Annotated in this window: 29 protein-coding genes, 3 tRNA genes and 1 other RNA gene; 4 read left to right on the top strand and 29 right to left on the bottom strand. The window is 34.5% G+C overall.

Features of this window, described 5'->3' with window-relative positions; genetic code table 11:
- The 5 genes from E7Z81_RS12055 to E7Z81_RS01690 all read right to left on the bottom strand — a co-directional run.
- Window positions 1-104 (bottom strand): transposase (locus E7Z81_RS12055; RefSeq protein WP_367262999.1); only part of this gene is annotated, 104 nt, incomplete at its 3' end.
- Between the two features lie 294 nt (window positions 105-398).
- Window positions 399-680: RNase P RNA component (gene rnpB, locus E7Z81_RS01675), an RNA gene on the bottom strand.
- A gap of 21 nt (window positions 681-701) precedes the next feature.
- Window positions 702-776: transfer RNA gene (locus tag E7Z81_RS01680), tRNA-Met, on the bottom strand.
- Between the two features lie 96 nt (window positions 777-872).
- On the bottom strand, window positions 873-1403 hold the full coding sequence (locus E7Z81_RS01685) for a hypothetical protein (RefSeq protein WP_292743290.1): 531 nt from the start codon (window positions 1401-1403) through the stop codon (window positions 873-875).
- An 8-nt stretch (window positions 1404-1411) separates the two neighbouring features.
- The gene (locus E7Z81_RS01690; protein ID WP_292743293.1) at window positions 1412-1837 is read right to left on the bottom strand and encodes a hypothetical protein; all 426 of its coding nucleotides are present in this window, start codon (window positions 1835-1837) and stop codon (window positions 1412-1414) included.
- Window positions 1838-1936: 99 nt separating this feature from the next.
- On the opposite strand from E7Z81_RS01690, the gene map reads away from it, so the two are divergent.
- On the top strand, window positions 1937-2854 hold the full coding sequence (map, locus tag E7Z81_RS01695; RefSeq protein ID WP_292743296.1) for a type II methionyl aminopeptidase: 918 nt from the start codon (window positions 1937-1939) through the stop codon (window positions 2852-2854).
- Window positions 2855-2881: 27 nt separating this feature from the next.
- Here map and E7Z81_RS01700 read toward each other — a convergent pair whose 3' ends face one another.
- The 5 genes from E7Z81_RS01700 to frhA form a co-directional block, all read right to left on the bottom strand.
- A complete protein-coding gene (locus tag E7Z81_RS01700; RefSeq protein ID WP_292743299.1) occupies window positions 2882-3835 on the bottom strand; it encodes a hypothetical protein in 954 nt (317 codons plus the stop codon).
- 124 nt (window positions 3836-3959) lie between these two features.
- A complete protein-coding gene (gene frhB, locus E7Z81_RS01705) occupies window positions 3960-4811 on the bottom strand; it encodes a coenzyme F420 hydrogenase subunit beta (RefSeq protein WP_292743303.1) in 852 nt (283 codons plus the stop codon).
- Window positions 4812-4822: 11 nt separating this feature from the next.
- Entirely contained in the window at window positions 4823-5671 is an 849-nt protein-coding gene (gene frhG / locus E7Z81_RS01710) for a coenzyme F420 hydrogenase subunit gamma (protein WP_292743306.1), read from the bottom strand.
- The gene (gene frhD / locus E7Z81_RS01715; RefSeq protein WP_292743309.1) at window positions 5671-6240 is read right to left on the bottom strand and encodes a coenzyme F420-reducing hydrogenase, FrhD protein; all 570 of its coding nucleotides are present in this window, start codon (window positions 6238-6240) and stop codon (window positions 5671-5673) included. Before frhD ends, frhG begins: the two co-directional genes overlap by 1 nt.
- Window positions 6241-6258: 18 nt before the next feature.
- Window positions 6259-7473, bottom strand: a complete 1215-nt coding sequence (frhA, locus tag E7Z81_RS01720) for a coenzyme F420 hydrogenase subunit alpha (protein ID WP_292743312.1) — start codon at window positions 7471-7473, stop codon at window positions 6259-6261.
- Window positions 7474-7624: 151 nt separating this feature from the next.
- On the opposite strand from frhA, the gene E7Z81_RS01725 reads away from it, so the two are divergent.
- The 3 genes from E7Z81_RS01725 to E7Z81_RS01735 all read left to right on the top strand — a co-directional run bounded on the left by E7Z81_RS01725 (window position 7625) and on the right by E7Z81_RS01735 (window position 8441).
- The gene (locus E7Z81_RS01725; RefSeq protein ID WP_292743315.1) at window positions 7625-8149 is read left to right on the top strand and encodes an endoglucanase; all 525 of its coding nucleotides are present in this window, start codon (window positions 7625-7627) and stop codon (window positions 8147-8149) included.
- A gap of 87 nt (window positions 8150-8236) precedes the next feature.
- Window positions 8237-8310, top strand: a tRNA-Arg gene (locus E7Z81_RS01730).
- Window positions 8311-8367: 57 nt separating this feature from the next.
- Window positions 8368-8441 (top strand) — tRNA-Arg (locus E7Z81_RS01735).
- An 11-nt stretch (window positions 8442-8452) separates the two neighbouring features.
- Here the strand turns inward: E7Z81_RS01735 and E7Z81_RS01740 are convergent.
- The 19 genes from E7Z81_RS01740 to E7Z81_RS01835 all read right to left on the bottom strand — a co-directional run bounded on the left by E7Z81_RS01740 (window position 8453) and on the right by E7Z81_RS01835 (window position 22501).
- A complete protein-coding gene (locus E7Z81_RS01740) occupies window positions 8453-9640 on the bottom strand; it encodes a TIGR00375 family protein (protein WP_292743318.1) in 1188 nt (395 codons plus the stop codon).
- A gap of 22 nt (window positions 9641-9662) precedes the next feature.
- Window positions 9663-10211, bottom strand: a complete 549-nt coding sequence (locus E7Z81_RS01745; protein ID WP_292743321.1) for a DUF2112 family protein — start codon at window positions 10209-10211, stop codon at window positions 9663-9665.
- A 27-nt stretch (window positions 10212-10238) separates the two neighbouring features.
- Window positions 10239-11009: a proteasome assembly chaperone family protein gene (locus E7Z81_RS01750; protein WP_292743323.1), complete on the bottom strand. Its 771-nt coding sequence runs from the start codon at window positions 11007-11009 to the stop codon at window positions 10239-10241.
- Window positions 11010-11014: 5 nt separating this feature from the next.
- On the bottom strand, window positions 11015-11182 hold the full coding sequence (locus tag E7Z81_RS01755; RefSeq protein WP_292743325.1) for an RNA-protein complex protein Nop10: 168 nt from the start codon (window positions 11180-11182) through the stop codon (window positions 11015-11017).
- Between the two features lie 6 nt (window positions 11183-11188).
- Window positions 11189-11986, bottom strand: coding sequence for a translation initiation factor IF-2 subunit alpha (locus tag E7Z81_RS01760; protein WP_292743328.1), 798 nt, complete (start codon window positions 11984-11986; stop codon window positions 11189-11191).
- A gap of 63 nt (window positions 11987-12049) precedes the next feature.
- The gene (locus tag E7Z81_RS01765) at window positions 12050-12229 is read right to left on the bottom strand and encodes a 30S ribosomal protein S27e (RefSeq protein WP_067044971.1); all 180 of its coding nucleotides are present in this window, start codon (window positions 12227-12229) and stop codon (window positions 12050-12052) included.
- 9 nt (window positions 12230-12238) lie between these two features.
- Window positions 12239-12517 (bottom strand): 50S ribosomal protein L44e, encoded by a 279-nt coding sequence (locus tag E7Z81_RS01770; RefSeq protein WP_292743332.1) that lies wholly within the window; start codon window positions 12515-12517, stop codon window positions 12239-12241.
- 233 nt (window positions 12518-12750) lie between these two features.
- Window positions 12751-13638, bottom strand: coding sequence for a hypothetical protein (locus E7Z81_RS01775; protein ID WP_292743334.1), 888 nt, complete (start codon window positions 13636-13638; stop codon window positions 12751-12753).
- A 54-nt stretch (window positions 13639-13692) separates the two neighbouring features.
- Complete coding sequence (pcn, locus tag E7Z81_RS01780) at window positions 13693-14427, bottom strand: proliferating cell nuclear antigen (pcna) (RefSeq protein WP_292743337.1); 735 nt, start codon at window positions 14425-14427, stop codon at window positions 13693-13695.
- Between the two features lie 70 nt (window positions 14428-14497).
- A complete protein-coding gene (gene trpA / locus E7Z81_RS01785) occupies window positions 14498-15271 on the bottom strand; it encodes a tryptophan synthase subunit alpha (protein WP_292743340.1) in 774 nt (257 codons plus the stop codon).
- Window positions 15264-16448, bottom strand: coding sequence for a tryptophan synthase subunit beta (gene trpB / locus E7Z81_RS01790; protein WP_292743342.1), 1185 nt, complete (start codon window positions 16446-16448; stop codon window positions 15264-15266). Before trpB ends, trpA begins: the two co-directional genes overlap by 8 nt.
- Complete coding sequence (locus E7Z81_RS01795) at window positions 16445-17044, bottom strand: phosphoribosylanthranilate isomerase (RefSeq protein ID WP_292743345.1); 600 nt, start codon at window positions 17042-17044, stop codon at window positions 16445-16447. The genes trpB and E7Z81_RS01795 overlap by 4 nt, the downstream gene beginning before the upstream one ends.
- Window positions 17037-17834 carry an indole-3-glycerol phosphate synthase TrpC gene (trpC, locus tag E7Z81_RS01800; protein ID WP_367262995.1) on the bottom strand — a complete coding sequence of 266 codons (798 nt, stop codon included), beginning with the start codon at window positions 17832-17834 and terminating at the stop codon, window positions 17037-17039. Before trpC ends, E7Z81_RS01795 begins: the two co-directional genes overlap by 8 nt.
- Complete coding sequence (trpD, locus tag E7Z81_RS01805) at window positions 17819-18826, bottom strand: anthranilate phosphoribosyltransferase (RefSeq protein WP_292743351.1); 1008 nt, start codon at window positions 18824-18826, stop codon at window positions 17819-17821. The genes trpC and trpD overlap by 16 nt, the downstream gene beginning before the upstream one ends.
- Window positions 18823-19407: an aminodeoxychorismate/anthranilate synthase component II gene (locus E7Z81_RS01810; protein WP_292743353.1), complete on the bottom strand. Its 585-nt coding sequence runs from the start codon at window positions 19405-19407 to the stop codon at window positions 18823-18825. Before E7Z81_RS01810 ends, trpD begins: the two co-directional genes overlap by 4 nt.
- Complete coding sequence (gene trpE, locus E7Z81_RS01815) at window positions 19404-20900, bottom strand: anthranilate synthase component I (RefSeq protein WP_292743355.1); 1497 nt, start codon at window positions 20898-20900, stop codon at window positions 19404-19406. Before trpE ends, E7Z81_RS01810 begins: the two co-directional genes overlap by 4 nt.
- Before the next feature lie 91 nt (window positions 20901-20991).
- Window positions 20992-21390, bottom strand: a complete 399-nt coding sequence (locus E7Z81_RS01820) for a hypothetical protein (protein ID WP_292743357.1) — start codon at window positions 21388-21390, stop codon at window positions 20992-20994.
- A 10-nt stretch (window positions 21391-21400) separates the two neighbouring features.
- Entirely contained in the window at window positions 21401-22183 is a 783-nt protein-coding gene (locus E7Z81_RS12060; protein WP_367262996.1) for a lysostaphin resistance A-like protein, read from the bottom strand.
- Window positions 22184-22297: 114 nt separating this feature from the next.
- Window positions 22298-22501: a helix-turn-helix transcriptional regulator gene (locus E7Z81_RS01835; RefSeq protein ID WP_292743359.1), complete on the bottom strand. Its 204-nt coding sequence runs from the start codon at window positions 22499-22501 to the stop codon at window positions 22298-22300.
- Window positions 22502-22503: the final 2 nt, after the last annotated feature.

A 22503-nucleotide genomic window follows, 5' to 3' on the forward strand; every position in this document is an offset into this window, starting at 1 on the left:
TTAAAACCAATATTATCAAAAATAACCATTAATGAATCGAATATATCTTCATTAATTACCTTTCTACGATATTTAATAACCAATACCAAGTGATAAGTTAACATGTTATACTGAATGCTGATTCCTATTCAAAATACTACCCATAATAATCATTATAAGAAAATAACTATTTAAAAGTTAATAAAAAAATAGTATACCCAACTTGCAATTCATCCACAACTTACAGAAGTTGTGGTATTCTTGCATTATTAAGATAAATCATATAACCGGAAACCATGGCTTTAGCATTGTGACAGGCAACATTGTAACCAATACACTTGAATACTTGTTTATAATTTTAATGTTCAGTGTAATTACTCACATAATTTTAAAAATAGAAAAATAATTAATATTTAATGGCATGTTAAGAGTAACCCACCTTCTGTTTAACAGCATTCATCTTAGCGTGCTACCTTGCCTCATACAGGTTGTCATCGGCACCTTTGCTCTTGCATCCTACGGAATGGCCGTTTCACCGCTTCTTTTAATGTCCTCAATTAAATATCATCGTCTACCATTAAAAGCCGTGTCGTTTCTGCTCCAGAGTCATACTTCTCAGTATACGTTTTTCAACGCCGTAGTTCTGTACTGATGGGCGGAGTTTCCTTAGTTTAAAAAACCAGCAGCTGTCTTTAACTTGCCAAAAAATATTTAATTAAAAGTAGCAGGGCCTAGATTTGAACTAGGGATCTCGGGGTTATGAGCCCCGCGGGATCACCAGACTACCCCACCCTGCTATAAGATAAAAATAGTATACAACTATATAATAATTATAGAATAGATAATATATAAACCTTTCTATAAAATGAAGAAAATTAAAGAAAATAATAAAATTAATTATTTTCTAATGATTCAATTCTTTTATCCAAATCATTTAACTTTTCTTCAGTGGCTTTTTGGAATTCTTCAGAAGATTTTTTAAATTCCTTGAAACTTTTATCCAAATTATCTACATTAGTTGTAGTTTTAGTAAATTTAGATTCGAGTTCCTTTAAATCATTTGTAGTAGCTAAAGACCAGTCCTTAATTAATTCATCACTTTTTTCATCTAAAAAAGCATCAATTTTATTAGAAAAGAAATCTGTGTTTAAACTAGAGGTATCAATATCACTTAATTTGATTTTGATTCTTTTACTCATGGATTCGGATTTTCCTTTTTCAGGACTGCCTTCTTCTTTAGTTAAATCATAACCTGAATCCCCATTAGATCCACCTAATATTTCGTCCATATGTGCATCTGCACTGGCTGGAACATAACTGCGTATTTTAGTTACAGTATTTGGGCTATTTAATAAATAATAATATACTAAAACGACAATTGCCAAAATTAAAATTACAATTGCAACTGCTTCCATAGCATCCATTTTACCACCTATTTATTCATTTTTCTAAGTTTTTCTTCTTTTTCTTCAATTTCTTTAAGCATTTTTTCCAATTTTCTTTGTTCAGTTTCAGCTTCGAGTCTTGCTAATCTTTCATTAATTTCAGAATGAAGGTATCCAACATTGCTTCTAACTTCGGTGGTGGATTGCCTAATAGCTGAAAGACTATCTTGTTGCTCTTGTGGCAATGGAATTGGATTGTCCATTAATCTTTTAGATTCAATGTCCTTTTCCACCATGGACATTTTCTTAAGTTCAATTTCTTTTTCAAGCATTAAAATTGAATTTTTAGATTGTGCAACTTTTCTCCATTGGAAAACAATTATAATCAATACAATGGCAACAATGATAAGAATAATTAAAGAAAACAGCATCATATCATTTGAAAGCACTTGTGTTACAACAGAACTATCCATTTATTAACCTCCAATTTTTATAAACTAGTTTAATAATAAAATATTATATAAACTTTATTAGATATAAAATTAATTATTTATTCAAGAAGGTAAAAATTTATGATAGAATCATACATACAAGCTGGAAAACTGGCTTCTAAAATTAGGAGTGAAGCTTCAAAGATGATTACAGACGGAGCTTTGGTTTTGGACTTAGTAACTTATGTAGAAAATGAAATATTAAAAAATGGTGCTGAAATTGCATTTCCATGTAATGTATCAATCAACGAATATGCCGCACATTACACCTCCCCTGCAGGAGATGAGACCAGATTTAAAGCAGGTGACATGGTCAAATTAGATTTAGGAGCAATGATAGACGGATACATAGCTGACACAGCAATAACTGTACTGGCTAGTGGAAATATGGATGAATACTATACCCAAGATCAGATTAACTTACATGAAGAAATAATTGAAGCATCAGCTGCAGGCCTTGAAGCTGCAATTGCAACCGTTAGAGCAGGCGTTGAAATCTCAAAAATAGGTGCGGCAGTGCATGAGGCAATATCCGAGTATAATCTAAATCCTATATTCAATCTCATGGGCCACAGTTTAGAACAGAATAATTTACATGCAGGAATATCCATTCCAAATTACGACAATAACGATAATTTTAAATTAGATGAAGGCCAGGCAGTAGCTATTGAACCGTTTGCAACTAACGGAGAAGGTATTGTTAATGATGCACCGGGACACTACATATTTTCCTATTTGGCCAATAAACCATTTAGAATGAAAAGTACTCAAAAAGTTTTAAAATACATTCAGCACAATAACAGATATGTCCCATTTTCCGGAAGATGGATTACAGATGAATTCGGTGAAAGAAAAGGTGCAATTGCCCTAAAACAGTTATCCGATGCAATGGCAATATACCCATATGCGCCGCTTCGTGAAAAACAGGACTGCTTTGTAAGTCAAAAAGAACATACAATAATCGTTGAAAAAGAAGGTTGTACAGTTACAACTATTTAAAATTAAAAAAAAGGAGTTTAAAACTCCTTAAGCTCTTACTGCATATCTATAAAATTGAGCAGTGGCTTTTGCCTTTCCATATGATGCAACAACATTGAATTTGCCTGTTTTCAAAGGTGTCTTCAATGTGAAAGTTGCAATTCCTTTTTTATTTGTTTTTGCAGTATAAGTTTTTTTATTGAATTTTACTTTGACTTTTTTATTTTTTGATATCTTACCTTTATTATCAAGCAATTTAACCTTAAATTTAAAGGTTTTTGAAAGCTTTTTAGCGCCGAATTGAGTTAAAGGAATTAAAGTAGGCTTAACAATTACCTTATTAACGACTAAAAAATCCTTATATTGTGCAGTTACAAGATAAGATCCAGGCTGGAAATTAATTTTTAATTTTGCATATCCATTCTTATCTGTCTTAATAGTGTGTTTTTTGAAGTTCACTGTAAAAGTAACTTTTTGATTAGCTTTTACCGGTTTTCCATCATCACCGTATACACGAACAGTATAAGACTTTCCACTGTTAAAGTAGACCTTGCAATCCTTATTTCCAGTTAAAACATCAAATACGTTGATAGTATCGCTTTTAATATCTGAAGTTACGATATTCATCAGATAAAGTGTGTGGGAACCTTTATTCAAAGGCAATAGAAATAGGGCAACACCATTAGAGTCGGTTGTAGCATTGACACCTACAAACAGAGAATCAACACCGCAATATACAATAGTGTCTTTTAAAGGAGTTCCATCCTCATCTAAAAAAGTTGCAGAGTATTCGACTCCATTAGAATATCTTTTGGTGACGTTGCCTGTTTTAATACTGGTTGAATTGTCATTTACTGCATCTGAATAATCAACAGAAAGTGCAGTATCATCACCATTTGAAGTGGATATAAGACCATCATCCACTGAATCAGAAATTATATCAGTGCTGTTTTCATCCGCCGCAAAGGATACGCTAACAGACAATAGAACAGCGAAAATCATGAAAAATAAGAAATATTTATTTAATTTAATATTATCCCCCCATGTAATGCATATATTACAACATTGGGAGTACAATTATATAAAGTTAATGATTAAAAAAAGAGAAAAAAAGAAAGAAGAAAAATTAGTATTCCACAGGAAGTGGTAATCCTAATTTAGCTCTTCTTTCACGTTCTTTGCCGTTTTTGTCTTTTTTACCTTTAGCTAATTTTTCAAGTAAAGGAAGACCTGGTTTTACATCGTCCATTGGTTTTGTTTCAATTAAACCAGCGTCAACAGCAGCTTTGAATATAGATTCACCGTCATCAGTTCTGGTTAAAACAGTGGACCATCCGTCAGGGGATCCTACAGAACCGGTTGATACGTCAGCCCATTCAGCAACATAATCCATACAGATGTTACATCCAGCTTGTTCGTATCCGTGGGTTTCTTTAATAGCTAAACCTGAGTCTTCGCCATCTTTAGTTAACCAGAATTTTCCTTTTCCAATGTCCATTTTAGTAGCATCGGTTAAGCTGTCAAATCCTAATTTTGCGGTTGCAAAAGTGTCAAGAGAAGCCATAGGGAAGTTTTCCATACAGTAGATACCGATGATTAATTTGATTTTGTCAGCGACAAATCTTGATAATGGATAAGCTTGTGCTTTTCTTAAACCTTGGGTTTGACATGGAGTTGCAACAACACCAACTTTTTCTAATCCGTATTGACGGGTTGCTTCTTTTACAGCAGATAAGGTTGGGGACATTGAGTATTTGGTTCCTGCAGCTGCAATAACTTCATCAGATGAGGTTACTACAGTAGGAATAGGTCTCCAATCTTCATCAGGAGTTCCAGCTACAACAGCACCTTCAATGATTCCTTCATCGAGTGCGTAACAGAGTAATGCTGAAACAATTCCTCCGTCTTGTGATACTTCTAAAATTTTGCTATCAGTAGATCTAGCAGATAATGCTTCTTTGTAAGTACCTAATGGCATGTTCAATCCTCCTATAATCCTGTTTCCTTTTTAATTTCTTTTATAGGTAACCATGCTCTTGGGCACATTGCATAACATGATCCACATTTAATACATCTGTCCCTATCACAACTAGGTCTACCTTCAGAAAAGCCCATAGCTCTTGTTGGACAAGCTAGAGCACAAGTTCCACATCCAGAACATAATCCATTACGGATAATGTTAGTTAATACATCACAGCCGCATCCGGTGTTACAAGCAGCTTTATCAATAGCTGGTTGTAAGTATTCTAAGTTACCTTCACATAATGCGACAACTGCTTTTGCAATCATTTCAGGTGCTACAGGACAACCAGGAAGTGCTAAATCAACTTTAACTAATGAACTAACAGGTACGAAAGATTCGTGTTTAGGTTGTGCTTGTTGACCTCCACGTGCGAAGGTTGTGAAACAACCGGTCATAGCACAGGAACCGAATGCACAAATTAAAGCGGATTTTTTCCTTGCTTCTTGAATTTCGTGAAGACTGTGTTCATCTTGTAAACAAACGGATCCTTCAATTAAACATAAGTCCATTTCAGGCATTTCTTCTGCGAAAGTACCGTGAATCCATTTATCAACTAAAGTTTGTCCGTATACAATGTCAACCATATCTGTTAAAACAGTGGATAAAATGTCGTAGTTTTCGGTTAAAGACATTGCATCACCAGTACAACCACTTAAGTGTATGTAACCAATACGTGGTTTTGCTGAAGCAGCTTTTTCTTCTGCAGGTGCAGATTCAACAGGTGTTTCTACAGGAGCAGCTTCAACTTTTTCTTCTACTTTTGGTTTTGCTGGTTCAGCTGAACCGCCAAAAGCTTTTTTCAATTTATCAAACATTATTTTACCCCGATTTCTTTTAAAATAAGATCAATAGCATTTGGAACTGCCTTTTCAACAGGTTCTGTTAAACCCAAATCAACATCCGGAGTTGGAATTTCTGCTGGTTTACAACCTACAACAACTACTTCACATTTCTGAGAAATTTCTTGAAGAGGTTCCTCAACTGTCATTCCGTGAGGATTATCATATTTCCCTTTTTGCATTACATTAGGATCAAATGTATCTACTGTTCCAGGTTCTGCATTAAATTCAACTACATCAACAACTATGAGTTTTTTCCAGTCATATTCAGAGTATAATGGGAAAAAGTTAGTTGGAGCAGCTGTTCCTCCGTCAACGAACTGAACAGAATCTGGCAAAGTTACATCTTCAAATTTTTCTTCAATTTGTTTTAAAATATCCTTGTCGAATTCATCCTCAACATATGCAGTAACCGCTGGGTCATAATAATCATTGGCATCATTGGTATATTTTTGTAAAAGATTTATAACAATTGGGCCAAACCCATCATCTTTAAATAATACGTTTCCACAACCAACAACAATAATCTCCGAATCGTAAGGCATTAAATTCCTCCAAAATAACTAGATTCTCACCATTTCATTTTTGAGAATGGATTTATCTTCATCGTCAACTACCATTACGTGAGTAGCACATGATAAACATGGGTCGTATGCTCTGATTACATGTGGACCAAACTCATGGTGGAATCCTTCGGTTGCAGGACCCATTGTTGGAATGTTCCAGGTAGTTGGTACAATTGCAGAGTAGAATTGAGTTTTACCTTCTACAACTTTTGCCATGTGTACATCAGTTCCTCTAGGACCTTCAATTACACCGAATCCAAGTTCTCCAGTTCCTCTTTTATCGTAACTTACGTTTGCAGGAGCGGAAGTGTCAAGTGCATCTAATGCTTCCATACATGCGTCATAGTTTTTGAGCATTTCGTCAGCACGAGCAACGTGTTGTGCGATTACACCTTTGTCTTTGAATCCTTGGAATTTTTCCATCCTTGCTCTAGGACCGGTTTCTACGTTTTTACCTTCCCATAAAGGAATTACAGAACATCCTCTTTTACCAATTTCTGGATCATCATACCATGCTTCAGGTAATACTTCAGAGAATTTATCCATATCAAATTCGTTAGTACCGTAAGTAGCATCCATAGCCATTAATGGTTGGTTAACTACACCTAAGTCTTTTGGTAAGCCTGCGTCGAGAACTAATCCTTTAATAAATTCAACGTGAGCTTCGAGTTTTGGTCTGAGTGCGGTCATTCTTTCGATTAATCTTTCTTTAGTGAATGGAGTAATGTTTCTTGCCATACCACCTACTCTGATATCTGCAGGGTGAATTCCTTCACCAGCACACATATCTACAACATATTGTACAGTTTTTCTGATTTCACTTACACTGTCAACTGCAGTTGCGAAATTACTTTCATTAGTAATATCTGGTGCAACTAAGAAGTGGTGAATTGCTGCACTGTTAATACCGTGTGCTGCTGCGATAGCTTTTCTTAACAATTTAGCAGCTGTAGGAATTTCAATTCCTAATGCCATGTCCATTGCTTCTGCGGAAGCTAATGTATGTGGAATTGGACAAACTCCACAGATTCTTTGACATAAAACAGGAGCTGTTTCAGGTGCTTTGTTAAGAACCATCTTTTCTAAACCCCTTACAGGAGTTATACTAAAATACATACCTTTTGTAACAATCCCTTCATCGTCAACTTCCATGACCAATTCGGCATGACCTTCTTGACGAGTTGTAGGGGATATAACTACTCTATCTTTCAAATATGTCACCTCAATTATTAGCAATTAGAAACTAACATTAAACATATATGTTTTTTATTATTAATAAGTGATGTTGTAAAACAAATATCGAAACATATATAAAATATAAAAATATATAATAATTTTATTATAATTTAAAGGAGGGAAAACATTGGATAAAGCAAACATTATAATTTCAATTATTATCGTATTATGTATTGCAGCTGCCGTAGCGGCATATGGTATAACCAATAGTGATAGTCCAATATTCTCTGATTTATCAAGTATGTCAGCTAGTAATAGCGGAGACGGACTTGGAAATAACACCACAAGTTTAAGTAATACAAGTAGCTCTGTAGCAGTGACAAATGGTGGAGCAAGTAGTAGTGGCTCAGGATCAAGTTCAGGATCTTCTTCATCCGGAAGTTACGGTGGAAGCAGTAACTCAGGTTCAAGTTACAGTGGAAGCAGTAGCTCAAGTTCAAGTTCTGATTCAGGTTCCAGTTCCAGTAGTACTCATTTATCATATTCTAGTGCTCAAAGTATTGCAAACAGTGCTGTAGGAGAACCTGGCTGTTATGCTGGAAGCGTATACTATTCCGGCGGATACTGGTATGCTACAATCTACGATGAAAACGGTAATGCTGTGGACGGCATTGTGATATCTGATGCTACCGGTAGTGTCAGTAGAGGATAGATTAACCTAATCTTTTCTTTTATTTTTTTAATAAAATAGATAACTATATATAATAAGAGAAATAGAACTATTATTGTTGTATATGTGGGGCCCGTAGCCTAGCTGGATAGGGCGTCGGACTTCTAATCCGAAGACCCCGGGTTCAAATCCCGGCGGGTCCGCTCCCAATACAATTAAAAACTTTTTTTGAAATTTTTTTATAGAATTTAATCAATTATGGGCTTGTAGCCTAGTCTGGAAGGGCGTAAGACTCCTAATCTTAAGATCGAGGGTTCAAATCCCTCCAAGTCCGTATTTATTTTTTTAAAAATTATCCAAAGTAATTATTTTTTCACTTTTTGGCTTTGCCGGAGGTTTATCAAGCAATATCTCACCGTATTTGCCCCCTCCTCCAGGAACAACATCAATTGTTCCATTTCTAAAAGCTTCGATAGCCCGTGAAACATTTGAATCTATTTTTTCAATATCATTAATCGCAACATTAATCAAAACATCTATTTCTGTTGAAAACTCATCAATCATCTTCTGCCATTTGCCCTGAACAGTTTTTGTTGTAACTCCCTTATCATAAACGGTTGATATAAGCTCGGCAAGAGGCATTAAATGGACATACGGAGGTCTGAAATCAGGATGTTTAGGTCGTTTAAAATCAGCAATTTCAGATATTCTAAAGTCAACTCCCTTTTTAATCCTTCCGCCACAACCACATTTCATATTATTTTCCTTTGCAACAACAGGATCAATCAATTTGTAGCATTTGGTACAGGCAGTCATATGATACTTCCCAAGATTTGGAAACAAACCGTAATTTGCTTTAACATCCTTATGTTTAATAGCCTTTTTAACTGATGAAAATGAAATATCTTCAAGCTCAATTTGATTAAATTCCCTACCTAATCTGTGTGGCCATGGAGAATGTGCATCGGAATTAGTTAAAAATACAAAATCCTTAAGTTCACCCACAGTATCTGCCATGAATGTATCTGCAGATAAACCTAACTCGACAAAATCCGGTTTTTTATCATAGCACTCGTAAATGCTATTAAAAGATTTATACATACCTGTCCATGGCGTAAATGCATGTGCTGGACCAATCAGACAATCATATTGTCGAACCAAATCCAATATTTCCGCACCGTCCAATTGTGTTTTTGGCCTGCCATCCTGATTTTTATTTTTAGAGGGTAACTTTTCAGACAGTTCCCTTGCAATATCAATATCCGGAATGATAATCAAATGATGAATCTTGTTTTTTCCTTCAACTTCAGTCGTCAAGATAAAATCCATATCATCAGATGAATATATTCCTTCACCGGTAGGGACAGTGCTCCGCTCGATAATGTCCAACCATCCAGGATGGAATGCATCTCCGGTTCCCAGAAGTTGCAGACCTTTCAATTTGGATTTTGGAGCCATGTTTTTAATCAGCATGTCTTTAGAAGATGCCATTGAAAAACAACTGTGAATGTGAAAATCAGCATTTACCAACATGGTTAAATGTTAGAAATTATTATTATATTAATCTATTCAAAATCGCCTTAACATCACAAAAAGGCATTTTATCATTTTTCGGAATTAAATCAACAGTTAAATCATCAGGATTTGAATCCTTTAAATCTTTTAAAAAACAGTTTGTTTTATCAATTAATGATATTAGCTCATCCCTGTTTGTTGGGTATTTGAGTCTTAGTGTTGGAATATCCAAATCATTGACAATTTTAACTTCCAGAGAATGGGCGTTATTGCAGGAATTGCCTCCAAATAAAATCAGATCATTTAAAGCATCATACATTTTAGGATGACTTTTTGGACGTTTTCCTATTATGATTGCGGCATCTGCCTTGTCAATGATGCGTGAAAACAGATATAATCTTCCCCTTACGCCAGATGGCAGTTCACTTGAACAGTATGTGTTAATCAAATTGTCAAAAGCAAAATTACCCTCGCAAATATCCATATTGTCATTTCTGGAAAAATTCGAAGGAGATAAATAAGTATGTCCGTTCCTTTCAATCAACGGAATAACAATCATAGATGCATCGGGTACAACTATAACATTCATAAAAAAAGTAAAATTATATATTGGAATCTATCCAATATATCTTAAATCGTCGGCATTGCCCGCATTAGCTTTATTAATTAAATCCTGTTCCATTTGTTGAGCTTTAGCAATCATTTGCCTTGTTTCTTCAGCTCTTTCTTCAAGTTTATCCACATTAATTTCAAAATTAAGCAAATAGGATAATTTATTTAATATAGCTTCAGCAGCTTCAGCATCAATGAAATAACCCGGAGTTTCACCCATAAGGCATGACCCCTGGATTCCCTGACGGGTTGCAAATCCTAAGAATAATCCGGAAGCACCAACGATACCTCCATCATTAGCTCTGATATCAAGTCCTGCTTCTTTTAATAATTCAACACTTGCTTCATCAGTAGCTGCACCAAAAACTTTAGGATTTTCCACAGTAGGTCCGGTAACCATTCCACCAAGTGTGTAGATTCTATCAATACCGTATCCTTTAACGAATTCTAAAATTTCCTTACATGCCAAATATTGGCCTTCAGGAGATAATGCTTGTGTATTACCGACAAGTAAAATTAAATCCAAATTATCTTCACCAACATCCTTTAAGTAATATAACTCATTGTACATGTTTTCAATGATACCCTCATCTTTTACAAGAACTTGAGGTGGAAAAGTTGGAGAATAAATTTCAGCAAATTTTGTAGCTCCCAATTCATCAATCATATGATCGGCAGCCAATTTACCAACATGTCCAAGACCAGGCAATGCTTCTATAAAGATAGGATTATCTAATTCAATATCCTCTAAAACTGTGATTTCAATAGTTTCCATATGGATTACTCCTTCATTGATTCTCTTTTCAGTATACGTCTATATTTTCCATATTTATCCTCAACTGAGAATTTTGGAGGATAAATCACTTTCAGTTTGCCGCCACATTTAGGGCAAGCCTCTTTTAAAGTATAAATACCACATTCAGGACATTTATTCATTTTCATATTCATAAGAATCTAGTTATCTAATTCCCTTAAAAATGAACCGTTTCCTTCAGATTCTTCAACAACTGCAATACATCTATCAGCAGCAGCTTTAAGTGCTTTTTCAGCTAATAAATAATCAGTAGATTTTACAGTAATCCTGTACCTTGGTGCACCAACACATTGGACTTTAATTTCTTCCTCTTCATCACCATTGTCCTCAGCGGCCTTAAGAGCGGAAATAATAATTTCTACTCCGTTAGGTACAAAAGTTTCTATATCAACATATCCGCTGATGTGAACTTCCGGAGGAGTAATATTCTTTTTAGCTACTTCAGTAATAGCATCAGCCCAATCTTGAGGGATTCCTTCTTCGGTAAGTGATTCTGCACCCTCATCAGAAGCGGTTTCAAAAGCACCATAAACATCTCCAAAGATGTCCATAAGTTCATAACCCACTTCATCATAAGCAGTGTCTAAATCTTTATCTAAGGATTTAGCAGCCAATTCTAAGAATTTTTCAGCTTTTTGCTCAATTTTCCAATGTTGGATTTTTTTAGTCCTTTGATCTTCACGGATTCTTTTTAATGAAGCATCAACATGTCCTTTTTTAGGATTTACACGGAGAACACGGCAAACAATTTTTTGGTTTTCTCTTACATGATCTCTGATATTTTTAACCCAACCAGAAGATACTTCAGAAATATGAATAAAAGCTTCTTTGCCTTGATATTCTTCTAATTTAGCAAAAGCCCCATAATTGAGAACTTTATAAACAGTACCGACAATAAGTTCCCCTTCATCAGGCCATTCTTGACTTTTTCTTACCATACTCTCACCAACATTAATAAAAATTATAAAAAAATAGTAAAAAATAAGTTAAAAACTAAAAATTTAGTTTAAAACTTTTTCAATGTGTGCGGTGATTTTAGCTTTAGCACCGCGAGATTTGACAAGAGTCTTACCGCAGATGATACATTTAACATCAGATGCAGCACGGTCAAATATAACTTGCTCATTGTCACAATCTAAACATTTAACTTTTAAAAAGTTTCCTCTACCTTTACTAACCATGTTAATCACCTATTTTGCTACAAATTCAGGTTTTCCTGTTCTGAAAGATTGTTTGATGTGAGATTTTCCACATTCTTTGCATTTAAGTCTTAAGTCTAGTTTTTTAACTGGTTTGTTTCCAGCAGGTAAAGGCCTTGGATAACCTCTGTAACCAGCAGTTACACGTCTAAATTGTCTTTGTCCCCAGGTTAATTCACTAGCTTTCCTTTTTTTAGCAGTGTGAACTTCATGCATTGTGTGTCTTTTACAATGAGGACAGTATGTTCTTTTTTCTTTTGGTATTTTCATTTTTTCACCGTTTCTACACTAAAAAGTGCTTAATTAATTAATCATTGTAAATCTATTCATAACTTTATCTAAACTGAGTTTTAACTAAAAAATGTTAGAGATTAAAACTGCATTGTAACGCATCAAGTCTACAGGCAGCAGAAATCCAAATTATATAAAATATAATTTTTTATAATCACAAATAGATATGTTCTTTATGTATATTTGATAAGTTATATAAAGTTAATGGAAAATTAGATTTTTACCTGTCTGCCTTTACGATTTTTGAAAAATATTTTTGCATTAACCATCGGCAGAGTTACTAAATCCTGTGACCTGAAAGGACCATAAACTTTTTCATCAACACCTACAATAGGGCCTACGTCATCAAAAACCAGCATTGTAACTAATTCAGTATCTTTAGCTATTTTTTGAGATTCCAAATCGAAAAATTCTTCTACTTCCTCAACAGCATTAGGGTTTTCTTCAATGTTGGTTTCAGCTATTGTTTCTTTTTTAGGTTTCACAACAGGTTCTTTGGAAATTGCCTCTTTTTGCTGTGATTTTGCAATTTGCTTTTCAATAGGTTCCCTTTTCTCATCTACAATAGGTTTAGCTTTGCTGATTTCATCCAACCTATTTAAAACCTCATCATTCTCTTTTGGTTTTTCATTATGAGAATCCAAAGTATTTTTTTGAGTTTCAATAGGTCTGATTACAGTAGTTTTCTGTTTATCTTCATCATCAGACAGCTTATCAAGGGAAATGTTACCCCTATGATTTTTTAGAGTGTCGATTAATGAATAGTAAAATTTTTCTTCCTCAGGAGTTAGATTTAAAGGGGTTGTATCGACCAAATCGAATTGTGGTTTTCCAACAAAAAGTTTATATGACCTGTGAATGTTCACTACAGCCGCTTCGCTGATTTTTTTCTCACGCCTTTCACAAATCTCAGTAGCAATTATCTGAGCTTGCTTAAGCATTCCGTGAGCGTTAGAAAATGGATCTTCTATAGCCTGCTTTCTTAAGTCATTTAAATACTCGTGAATATCATTGTAAAAAGTCTCTTCTACACGAGCCAATGTACCATTATTACGTTCTTTTTTCTGAACATGACGTAGCTTTTGATAGAATTCATCCACTTAATATCATCTCGAATGTAGTGTTTAAAAATAAAAAAAAGTAAACAAATGAAATTATTCATCTGTTTCTAATCTAGGAGCAAGCAAGAAACTTAGTTTACCGTCACCGGTAACCATATTAAGGGTTAAACTTAACGGCATGTCAGTACCTAAGCCAATTTCAGCTTCCTCTGAAAATTTATCTGCTTTAAGCATTTCTCTAATTTTATCCAATGAAAATAAAGATTTTGCATGTTCTTGAATATTTTCTCCATGAAGATATTTGATGCTTGCATCACCAAATTCACCGTCAGCTGATGCAATAAAGTAATCTTCATCAACTTGGAATGCAATTTTATCTGAAAAGATATCTATATCGTTAATACAATCTTTTAAGATAGAGAAACGAACTTTAAATGATGTTGGGTGATCAATTTGAGGTGGAACAGGGTTATCATATTCCATATCAATTAATCTTATTTTGAAAGTTCTTGTTGCATCTCCCTCAAAGGTAATAATGAAATTACCTTCATCAACAGACATTAAAACTCTGTCCTGAGATTTTGCACGTTTTAAAACTCTCATGAATTCATCAGTATCAATATTAATTTTTTCAGGAACATCACAAATATATTCATCAAATAAACTTGCTTTAAGTTCTAAATGAACAAAAGTTATGTGACTACGGTCTAAGGCATCTAATCTCATGCCTTCACTGTCAGTTTGAATCTGTACTTCATCGACAATTGATGAAATAGCATCAAAACTGGTTTTTAATATACTAGAATCACTTAATTCTGCTTTAAACATAAATAATCCTCTAATTAGTAATGTGTTAATATTTATTTTTTATATATAATAAATTTATCTTTTTATAGGATTATTCGTTGCAAGCTTTTTTCATGCTGGAAACATACTCTTTAAGGGCATCTTCCGCATTATCGCCATGTTCCTCAATTATCTTAACAATTGCACTGCCCACTATAACTCCATCTGCAATTTTACCAATGTTTGATGCCTGTTCTGGAGTATTAATCCCAAAACCTACAGCAAGTGGCAAATCAGTAACATCCCTAATGTCGGATAAAATAGCATTTAAATCAGTTTTTATTTCTGAACGCATTCCAGTAACGCCCAAAGAAGAAACAACATAAATGAAACCGGTAGCGTCACTGGCTATCATCTGAATTCTTTCCTTTGATGTTGGAGCTATCAATGAAATTACATCAACATCATTCTTACGGGCAATGTCTGCGATTTCCCCTTTTTCTTCATAAGGTAAATCCGGAGCGATTATTCCATCAACACCCAGCTCTTTGCATTTTTTAAAGAATTTTTCATATCCATAAAAGAAAACGGGATTGATATATGTTAAAAATACCAATGGAACATCAGTTTTCTGACGAACTTTTCTGACAATTTCAAATACGTCATCAGTTGTTGTATTGTGCTTTAAAGCCCTTACATTTGCATCCTGGATTACAACACCTTCAGCCATCGGGTCTGAAAATGGAATTCCTATTTCCACCAAATCACAGCCTGCATCAACCATAGCCAAAATATAATCAACAGTTTTGTCAACAGTCGGGTCTCCTGCAGTTAAAAATCCTATGAATGCCTTACCGTTTTTGAATGCATTAGAAATTTTACTCATTTAACTCAACTCCCCTGTATTCTGCAATTGATCTGACATCTTTATCCCCTCTTCCTGAAAGGCAAATCATTATAATATCATCACTATCCATTGTAGGAGCAATTTTCATTGCATAAGCAACTGCATGGGCACTTTCAATAGCAGGGATTATTCCTTCCATTCTTGATAAGTATTCAAATGCCCCAACAGCCTCTTCATCAGTTACAGGAACATATTCTGCCCTGCCGGTATCCCTTAAATAAGCATGTTCAGGACCGACACCAGGATAGTCGAGACCTGCAGATACGGAATAGACAGGTGCAATTTGACCATAATCCCCCTGATTAAAAATTGATTTCATTCCATGGAATATACCAATCTTACCCTTTGTTAATGCTGCAGCATTGTAAGGAGTATCTATACCTTTTCCGCCGGCTTCACATCCTATTAGCCTAACGTTCTCATCATCAATGAAATTATAAAATGCTCCCATAGCATTACTTCCTCCGCCAACACATGCAATGACCGCATCAGGCAGCCTTCCTTCTTTTTCCAAAAATTGTTGCCTTGCTTCAGCACTGATAACGGCTTGGAAATCACGTACAATCATAGGAAATGGATGTGGACCCATTGTAGAACCTATTACATAATTAGTATCATGAACTCTTGCAATCCAATCTCTGAATGCATCATTCACTGCATCTTTAAGGGTTTTGGTTCCTGATTTGACAGAATGAACCTTAGCTCCGAGCAGTTCCATCCTATATACGTTTAAAGCCTGTCTTTTTGTATCGACTTCGCCCATAAACACTTCACATTCCATATCAAGAAGTGCTGCTGCAGTAGCTGTTGCAACTCCATGCTGGCCGGCACCGGTTTCTGCAATTACTCTAGTTTTGCCCATTTTCTTAGCAAGCAAAACCTGACCCAGCACATTATTGATTTTATGGGCGCCTGTGTGGTTTAAATCTTCACGCTTTAGATAGATTTTTGCTCCGCCAAGGTCTTCAGTCATTCGTTTAGCATAATATAATAAAGAAGGCCTTCCGGCATATTCCTTCAATAAAGTATTTAACTCATCTACAAACTCGGGATTGTTCATGTAATGATTGTATTGCTCTTCCAAATACAGCAATTCATTCATCAATGTTTCTGATATGTATTGACCACCATACTCACCATATCGTCCTTTACTCAATTTATAACCTCCATAATCTCTTTAACTTTCTTTTCATCTTTATAACCGTCAACTTCCAAACTTGAACTTAAATCAATTGCATAAGGGCTGAATTCGTCTATAGCCTGCACAACATTTTCACTATTGATGCCACCTGCTAAAAAGAACTCTTTTTTCAAATCTTTTCTAATTAAACTCCAGTCGAAAGTTTTTCCACTGCCTTTTCCACTATCCAAAAGTAGAAAATCAGCCTGTGAATCATCATAATTAAATAAATCATTGTCGTGAGACATTTCAATAGCTTTAATAATTTTTAGCTCATTATTAGTTTTTTCTTTTAAATAATTAATATACTCCTCATTTTCATCGCCATGAAGCTGGGCCATATCAATAATCCCCTCATGGTATAACTTCAGGATTTCTTCACAATCAGCATTAACGAAAACACCTACGGAAATGATATCTGAACTTAAATAATCTTTCATTTTTGATGCCTGTTCATGTGAAACTTTTCTTTTTGAATCGGCGAATACAAATCCTATATAATCAGGCTTGTACTTATTTACAATTTCAATATCTTCCAAACGCCTTAATCCGCAGATTTTAATTTTAACCATTTTTCAACTCCGAAATGAGTGCCTTCTTATCATCACTTTTCATTAAAGTTTCACCAATTAAAACTGCATCGACATTATTTTCCTTTAATTTCCTCACATCTTCAGGTGTTTTAATACCACTTTCAGAAATAAATATAACATCGCCACTAACACATCTACGTAAGTTGATACTATTTTCAATATCTACACTGAAATCAGTTAAGTCCCTGTTATTGACACCTATAATTTCAGCCCCAACATTAAGAGCAGTTCTGATTTCATTGCCGTCGTGAGCTTCAACGATGGCGGAAAGACCCAAATCATGAGCCAAATCCAAAAATTTCTTTAATTGAACAATATCCAAAATAGATACAATCAGAAGCACTGCAGAAGCGCCCAGCAATTTGGCCTCCCAAATCATGTACTCGTCTATAATGAAATCCTTTCTTAAAAGCGGAATAGTTACATTTTGTGAAATTTCCTTTAAATAATCATTTGATCCTTTAAAGAAGTTAGGTTCTGTTAAAACTGAAATAGCTGAAGCACCTGCATCTTCATACTCTTTTGCAATTAATACATAATCAAAATCATCAGCAATCATGCCTTTAGACGGAGAAGCCCTTTTAACCTCAGCAATTATTGATATTTCAGAATCGCTTAATGCAGTTTTAAAAGGAAAATCAAGAGATATATCCAATTCATTTACTTCACGTTTAAGTTCATCAAGGGATTTTTCCTGTTTTGAGATTTCTAATCTTTCTTTGGTTTTTTGGACTATTTCATCTAACATTTCAATCATCTGTTTGTACATTCAATAAATCTTTCAAGCTGTTTTATTGCTTTTCCGGAATCAATAATTTCTTCGGCCAGCTGAACACCTTCTCTCAATGATTCAACTTTTCCTGCAACATATAATCCTGCTGCGGAATTCAGAAGAACAGCATTTCTTTTTGGTCCTTTCTCACCATTTAAGATTGCACGAGTAATTTTGGCGTTTTCTTTTGCATCGCCACCTATTAAATCCTCTTTAGATGCTTTTTCCATACCAAAATATTCCGGTGTTATTTCATAAGACATTGTTTCACCGTTTTTAAGTTCGCAGACAAATGTCTTGTCGCTTACAGAAATTTCATCCATTCCATCAATTCCGTAAACTGTTAAAGCTGATTTAACACCTAAATTTTTTAAAACATCTGTTAATGGCTCTACCAGGTCCTTTTCATAGACTCCTAGAACTTCCATTGAAGCTCCGGCAGGACTGGTTAAAGGGCCGAGAATATTGAAGATTGTTCTAATTGAAAGTTCCTTGCGTACTCCTGCAACATACTTCATTGACAAATGGTAATTCTGAGCAAATAAAAAACATAAGTTTATTTCTTTAAGGCAACTTAAACTTTTTTCGGGTTCAATATGAATGTTCACACCCAGTTCTTCCAACACATCAGCGGCACCGCATTTACTGGAGGCGGATCGGTTTCCATGTTTTGCCACAGGAACCCCTGCAGCAGAAATAACGATGGATGAAGTTGTGGAAATATTGAATGTATTTGACCCGTCCCCTCCGGTTCCAACAATTTCCAGGACTTCCTTGTCATTTAAAAGCCTTACACAGTGAGCCCTCATTGCCTCTGCGGAAGCGGTGATTTCGTCAATTGTTTCACCTTTCATGGACATTGCGGTTAAGTAAGCACTCATCTGGACTTCACTTGCATCGCCGCTCATGATTTCATCCATTGTCTGATAAGCTTCATCATAAGTCAAATCTTGATGTTTATAAACTTTTAAAATAGCTTCTTTAATCATAAAATTCCCCTTTCAACTTTTTCTAAAAAATTTTTTATTATTGTAAACCCGTCGGATGTTAAAATTGATTCAGGATGGAATTGCAGACCATAAACATTATAGTCCTTATGCTTTACAGCCATGATTTCTCCATCATCTTTTGATTTTGAAATGATATCAAGACAATCCGGAAGAGTGTCTTTGATTAAACTTAAAGAATGGTATCGCCCAACACTTATCTCACTAGGCAATCCCTTGAAAATGTAATCGTAATCCAGTGAAATTTTTGATGATTTTCCATGCATCAATCTGGAAGCATGTGATATTTCTCCTCCAAAAGCCTCACAAATTGCCTGATGACCTAAACAGACCCCTAAAATTGGAATCTTATCATGGAAATTCAGAACCGCTTCCACACAGATTCCTGCATTTTCAGGCTTTCCGGGTCCAGGGGATAAAATTATGCATTCAGGATTCATGCTGGATATTTCATCTACAGTTATCTTATCGTTTCTTACAACACGTATGTCCGGATTAATTTGTCCAATAAGTTGGTACAGGTTATATGAAAAGCTGTCATAGTTATCAATTAAAAGAATCATTCTATCCCTCCATCAGCAATTTTCAATGCATTTATTACTGCTTTGGCTTTGTTTAAGCATTCTTCAAATTCGTTTTCAGGTACACTGTCCGCTACAATTCCAGCACCTGAACGAATGAAAACCTTATTGTTTCTGGCAAATGCAATCCTGATTGAAATGCAGGTATCAACATTTCCGCTTAAATCCACATATCCAATAGCTCCACCGTAAATTCCTCTTTTGTTGTTTTCAAGTTCATTGATAATCTCGCATGCCCTTAATTTTGGAGCTCCTGACAGTGTTCCTGCTGGAAGAATTGAATCAATTGCAACCAGTGAGTCCAAATCAGACCTTAAGGTTCCGCTGACAGTGGATCCTATATGCATGACATGGGAAAATTTCTCGATTGAGAGATATTTATCTACATTGACGGAACCTATTTCGGCTATTCTACCAATATCATTACGGCCCAGATCAACCAACATGTTGTGTTCAGCCAATTCCTTTTCATCGGCCAATAATTCCTTTTCAAGTTCTGCATCCTCTTCAGGAGTCTTTCCGCGAGGCCTTGTTCCTGCTAACGGAAAGGTAAACAGTTTTTTGTCAGTCAATTTTACCAGGGTTTCGGGAGATGCACCGGCAATTTCAATATCATCACTTGAAAAATAAAACATGTATGGGGAGGGATTTGTAGTTCTTAAAACCCTGTATGTGTCAAACAGACTTCCGGAAATGTCCGCTTCGATTCTGTTTGACAGTACCACCTGGAAAATATCTCCTTCAGTAATGTATTCCTTTGCTTTTAAAACCATATCACAATAGGTTTCACGTGAGAATACTGGTTTGAAATCTGATTTTAATTTTAAAGGTTCCACTTTTGCCTTTTCGCCGTTTTTAATCAAATCTGCAATTTCCTTTAAATCTTTGCAGGCCTTTTTATAATTGTTTTCAACATCATCTGTCTTCATGTTTACAATCAGTATGATCTTCTGTTTGAAGTTGTCAAAGGCAATTACCTTGTCGAACAGCATCAAGTCAATGTCCTTGAACTGGTCCTGATTTTCAGCATCGAGGTTTAGGGAAGGTTCTGCATACTTGATATAGTCATAAGCAAAATAGCCTACAAAACCTCCGGTAAATGTTGGCAGATTATCCAATTTTGGAGATTTGTTCTGTTTAACCAAATCCTTAATAATTTCACTTGGATTTTCACTTTCAATAATTATTTCATCATCATTTAATTCATCAAAATTCCTGCTGCCTCTAATTTTAATAATTCCATCCTGGCAGGTGAATTCCAAAAGAGGATTGAAACCTAAAAATGAATATCTTCCCCAGTTTTGTGAGTCTTCAATACTCTCCAGCATGTAACAGTGCTTGCTGGAATTTTTCAAAATTCTTAAAACTTCAATAGGAGTAGCAATATCCGAAAATAATTCATATGATATTGGAATCCGCTTGTATTGCTTGTTTTTTGAAATATCTTTGACTTCATCTAAACTTGGGAAAAACATATTATCACTTGTTATTATTTGTATATAATGTACTATTTAAAACCTTGTTGTCATAATTTGTACATTGAAAAAATCCTTGAAAAAAATATATCTATAATTTATCCTGCTCTTTAGAAAATTCAATAACAATTTTTTTAATTTCCCTGCTTTCCAAATAAGGAATGTTTTCTGTGAGTTCCTTTTCCAAATCCATATTCAGCTGCAGTCTTTTCTGGACATATTCTTCCCCATCAAATTCATTTTTATACTGTTTGTTGAGATTAGAATATTTTGTAATCAGAGGCTGGATAATAGTTGAAATATCCTCATCCAATCTTTCATTGATGATTTTTCTATTTCTGATTTCAATTACAAAACCGACAACTGTCATGAAAAATCCTAAAACAGTTACAGTCAATGCAGGAACAAAAATCTTTTCATTCCCCATATACACTATAGAAAGGACTATTCCTATAAATATCAAAGCAATTCCTATTTTTCTTAAATCCATAATATCATATCTATAATCTTTTATTATTTAACATTTTCAATTCCTTAAAAATTGAAACAAACAAAATTATTGCTGAGATAACTGCAAATGCTGAAACTGCAAAAATTACATTGCCGTTAGTAAACAACACTTCATTTACGTCAACCAATCTGATTGTTTCAGCAATCAGGTTATTTAAAAAATGAGCGAAAATTGGAACACAAATATTATCTGTTTTAAGATATAGAATCGCCATGCAAACTGCAAAAACAAATGCTGAAAATATGCTTCCGAAACTGTGCAGGGCTCCAAACAGCAGTGAAGATATAATTATTGCAAATACTGTTGGAACAATTAAGCGCAATCTTGAAATTAAAACGCCCCGAAAGACTAGTTCTTCAGAAATTGAGGATAAAATTACTGTTGAAAGAAATCCCCCGACAAAAGGCAGATATCCCATTACAGATCTTGAAGGCAGTGAAAAACTTATCAGAAAATCTAAAGAAGGAAAACTGGTTACAATAAAATTTGAAAAGTACAGCATCCCATATGAAAAGAAAATATTTAAAAAAACAATTAAAACAATGTATTTCAGATTAATTTTTGAAAACATATTTTTTAAATCATCGATAAAGCTATCACGATAATTCCATAATTTAAATATAAAATAAATAATAATAACTACACTAATCCATGATTGATTAAAAGGAAAACCAAAACGGTTGAGCAGAAATAAAACTAAAAAAGAAGCAATTATCAGCACTGCAATGCTTTTAATTCCAATATTTTTAAGATTATCATTAAATAAAGACATAATATCAAAAAAAAATAAAAATAATTTAAAAAAATTTGGGCTAAATTAAAAATGAAACAGCATATATATTAACATCATTAACTAGCAAATTTTTTTAACAAATTCAAATCTCATTCAATCATCTTCATCGAACATGAAAACTTCTTCAATAGAATTTTTACCCAAAACTTTTGTAATTTTATAGGCCAATAATAAGGAAGGATTATAACGAGCATTTTCTAAAGCATTTATTGTTTGACGAGTTACACCAACAGAATCAGCCAACTCTTGTTGAGTTATGCCTTTATTCTGGCGTAACTGGCGTATTTTTGTTTCCATAT

The organism is Methanobrevibacter sp., from assembly GCF_015062935.1.
Lineage (GTDB): Archaea > Methanobacteriota > Methanobacteria > Methanobacteriales > Methanobacteriaceae > Methanocatella.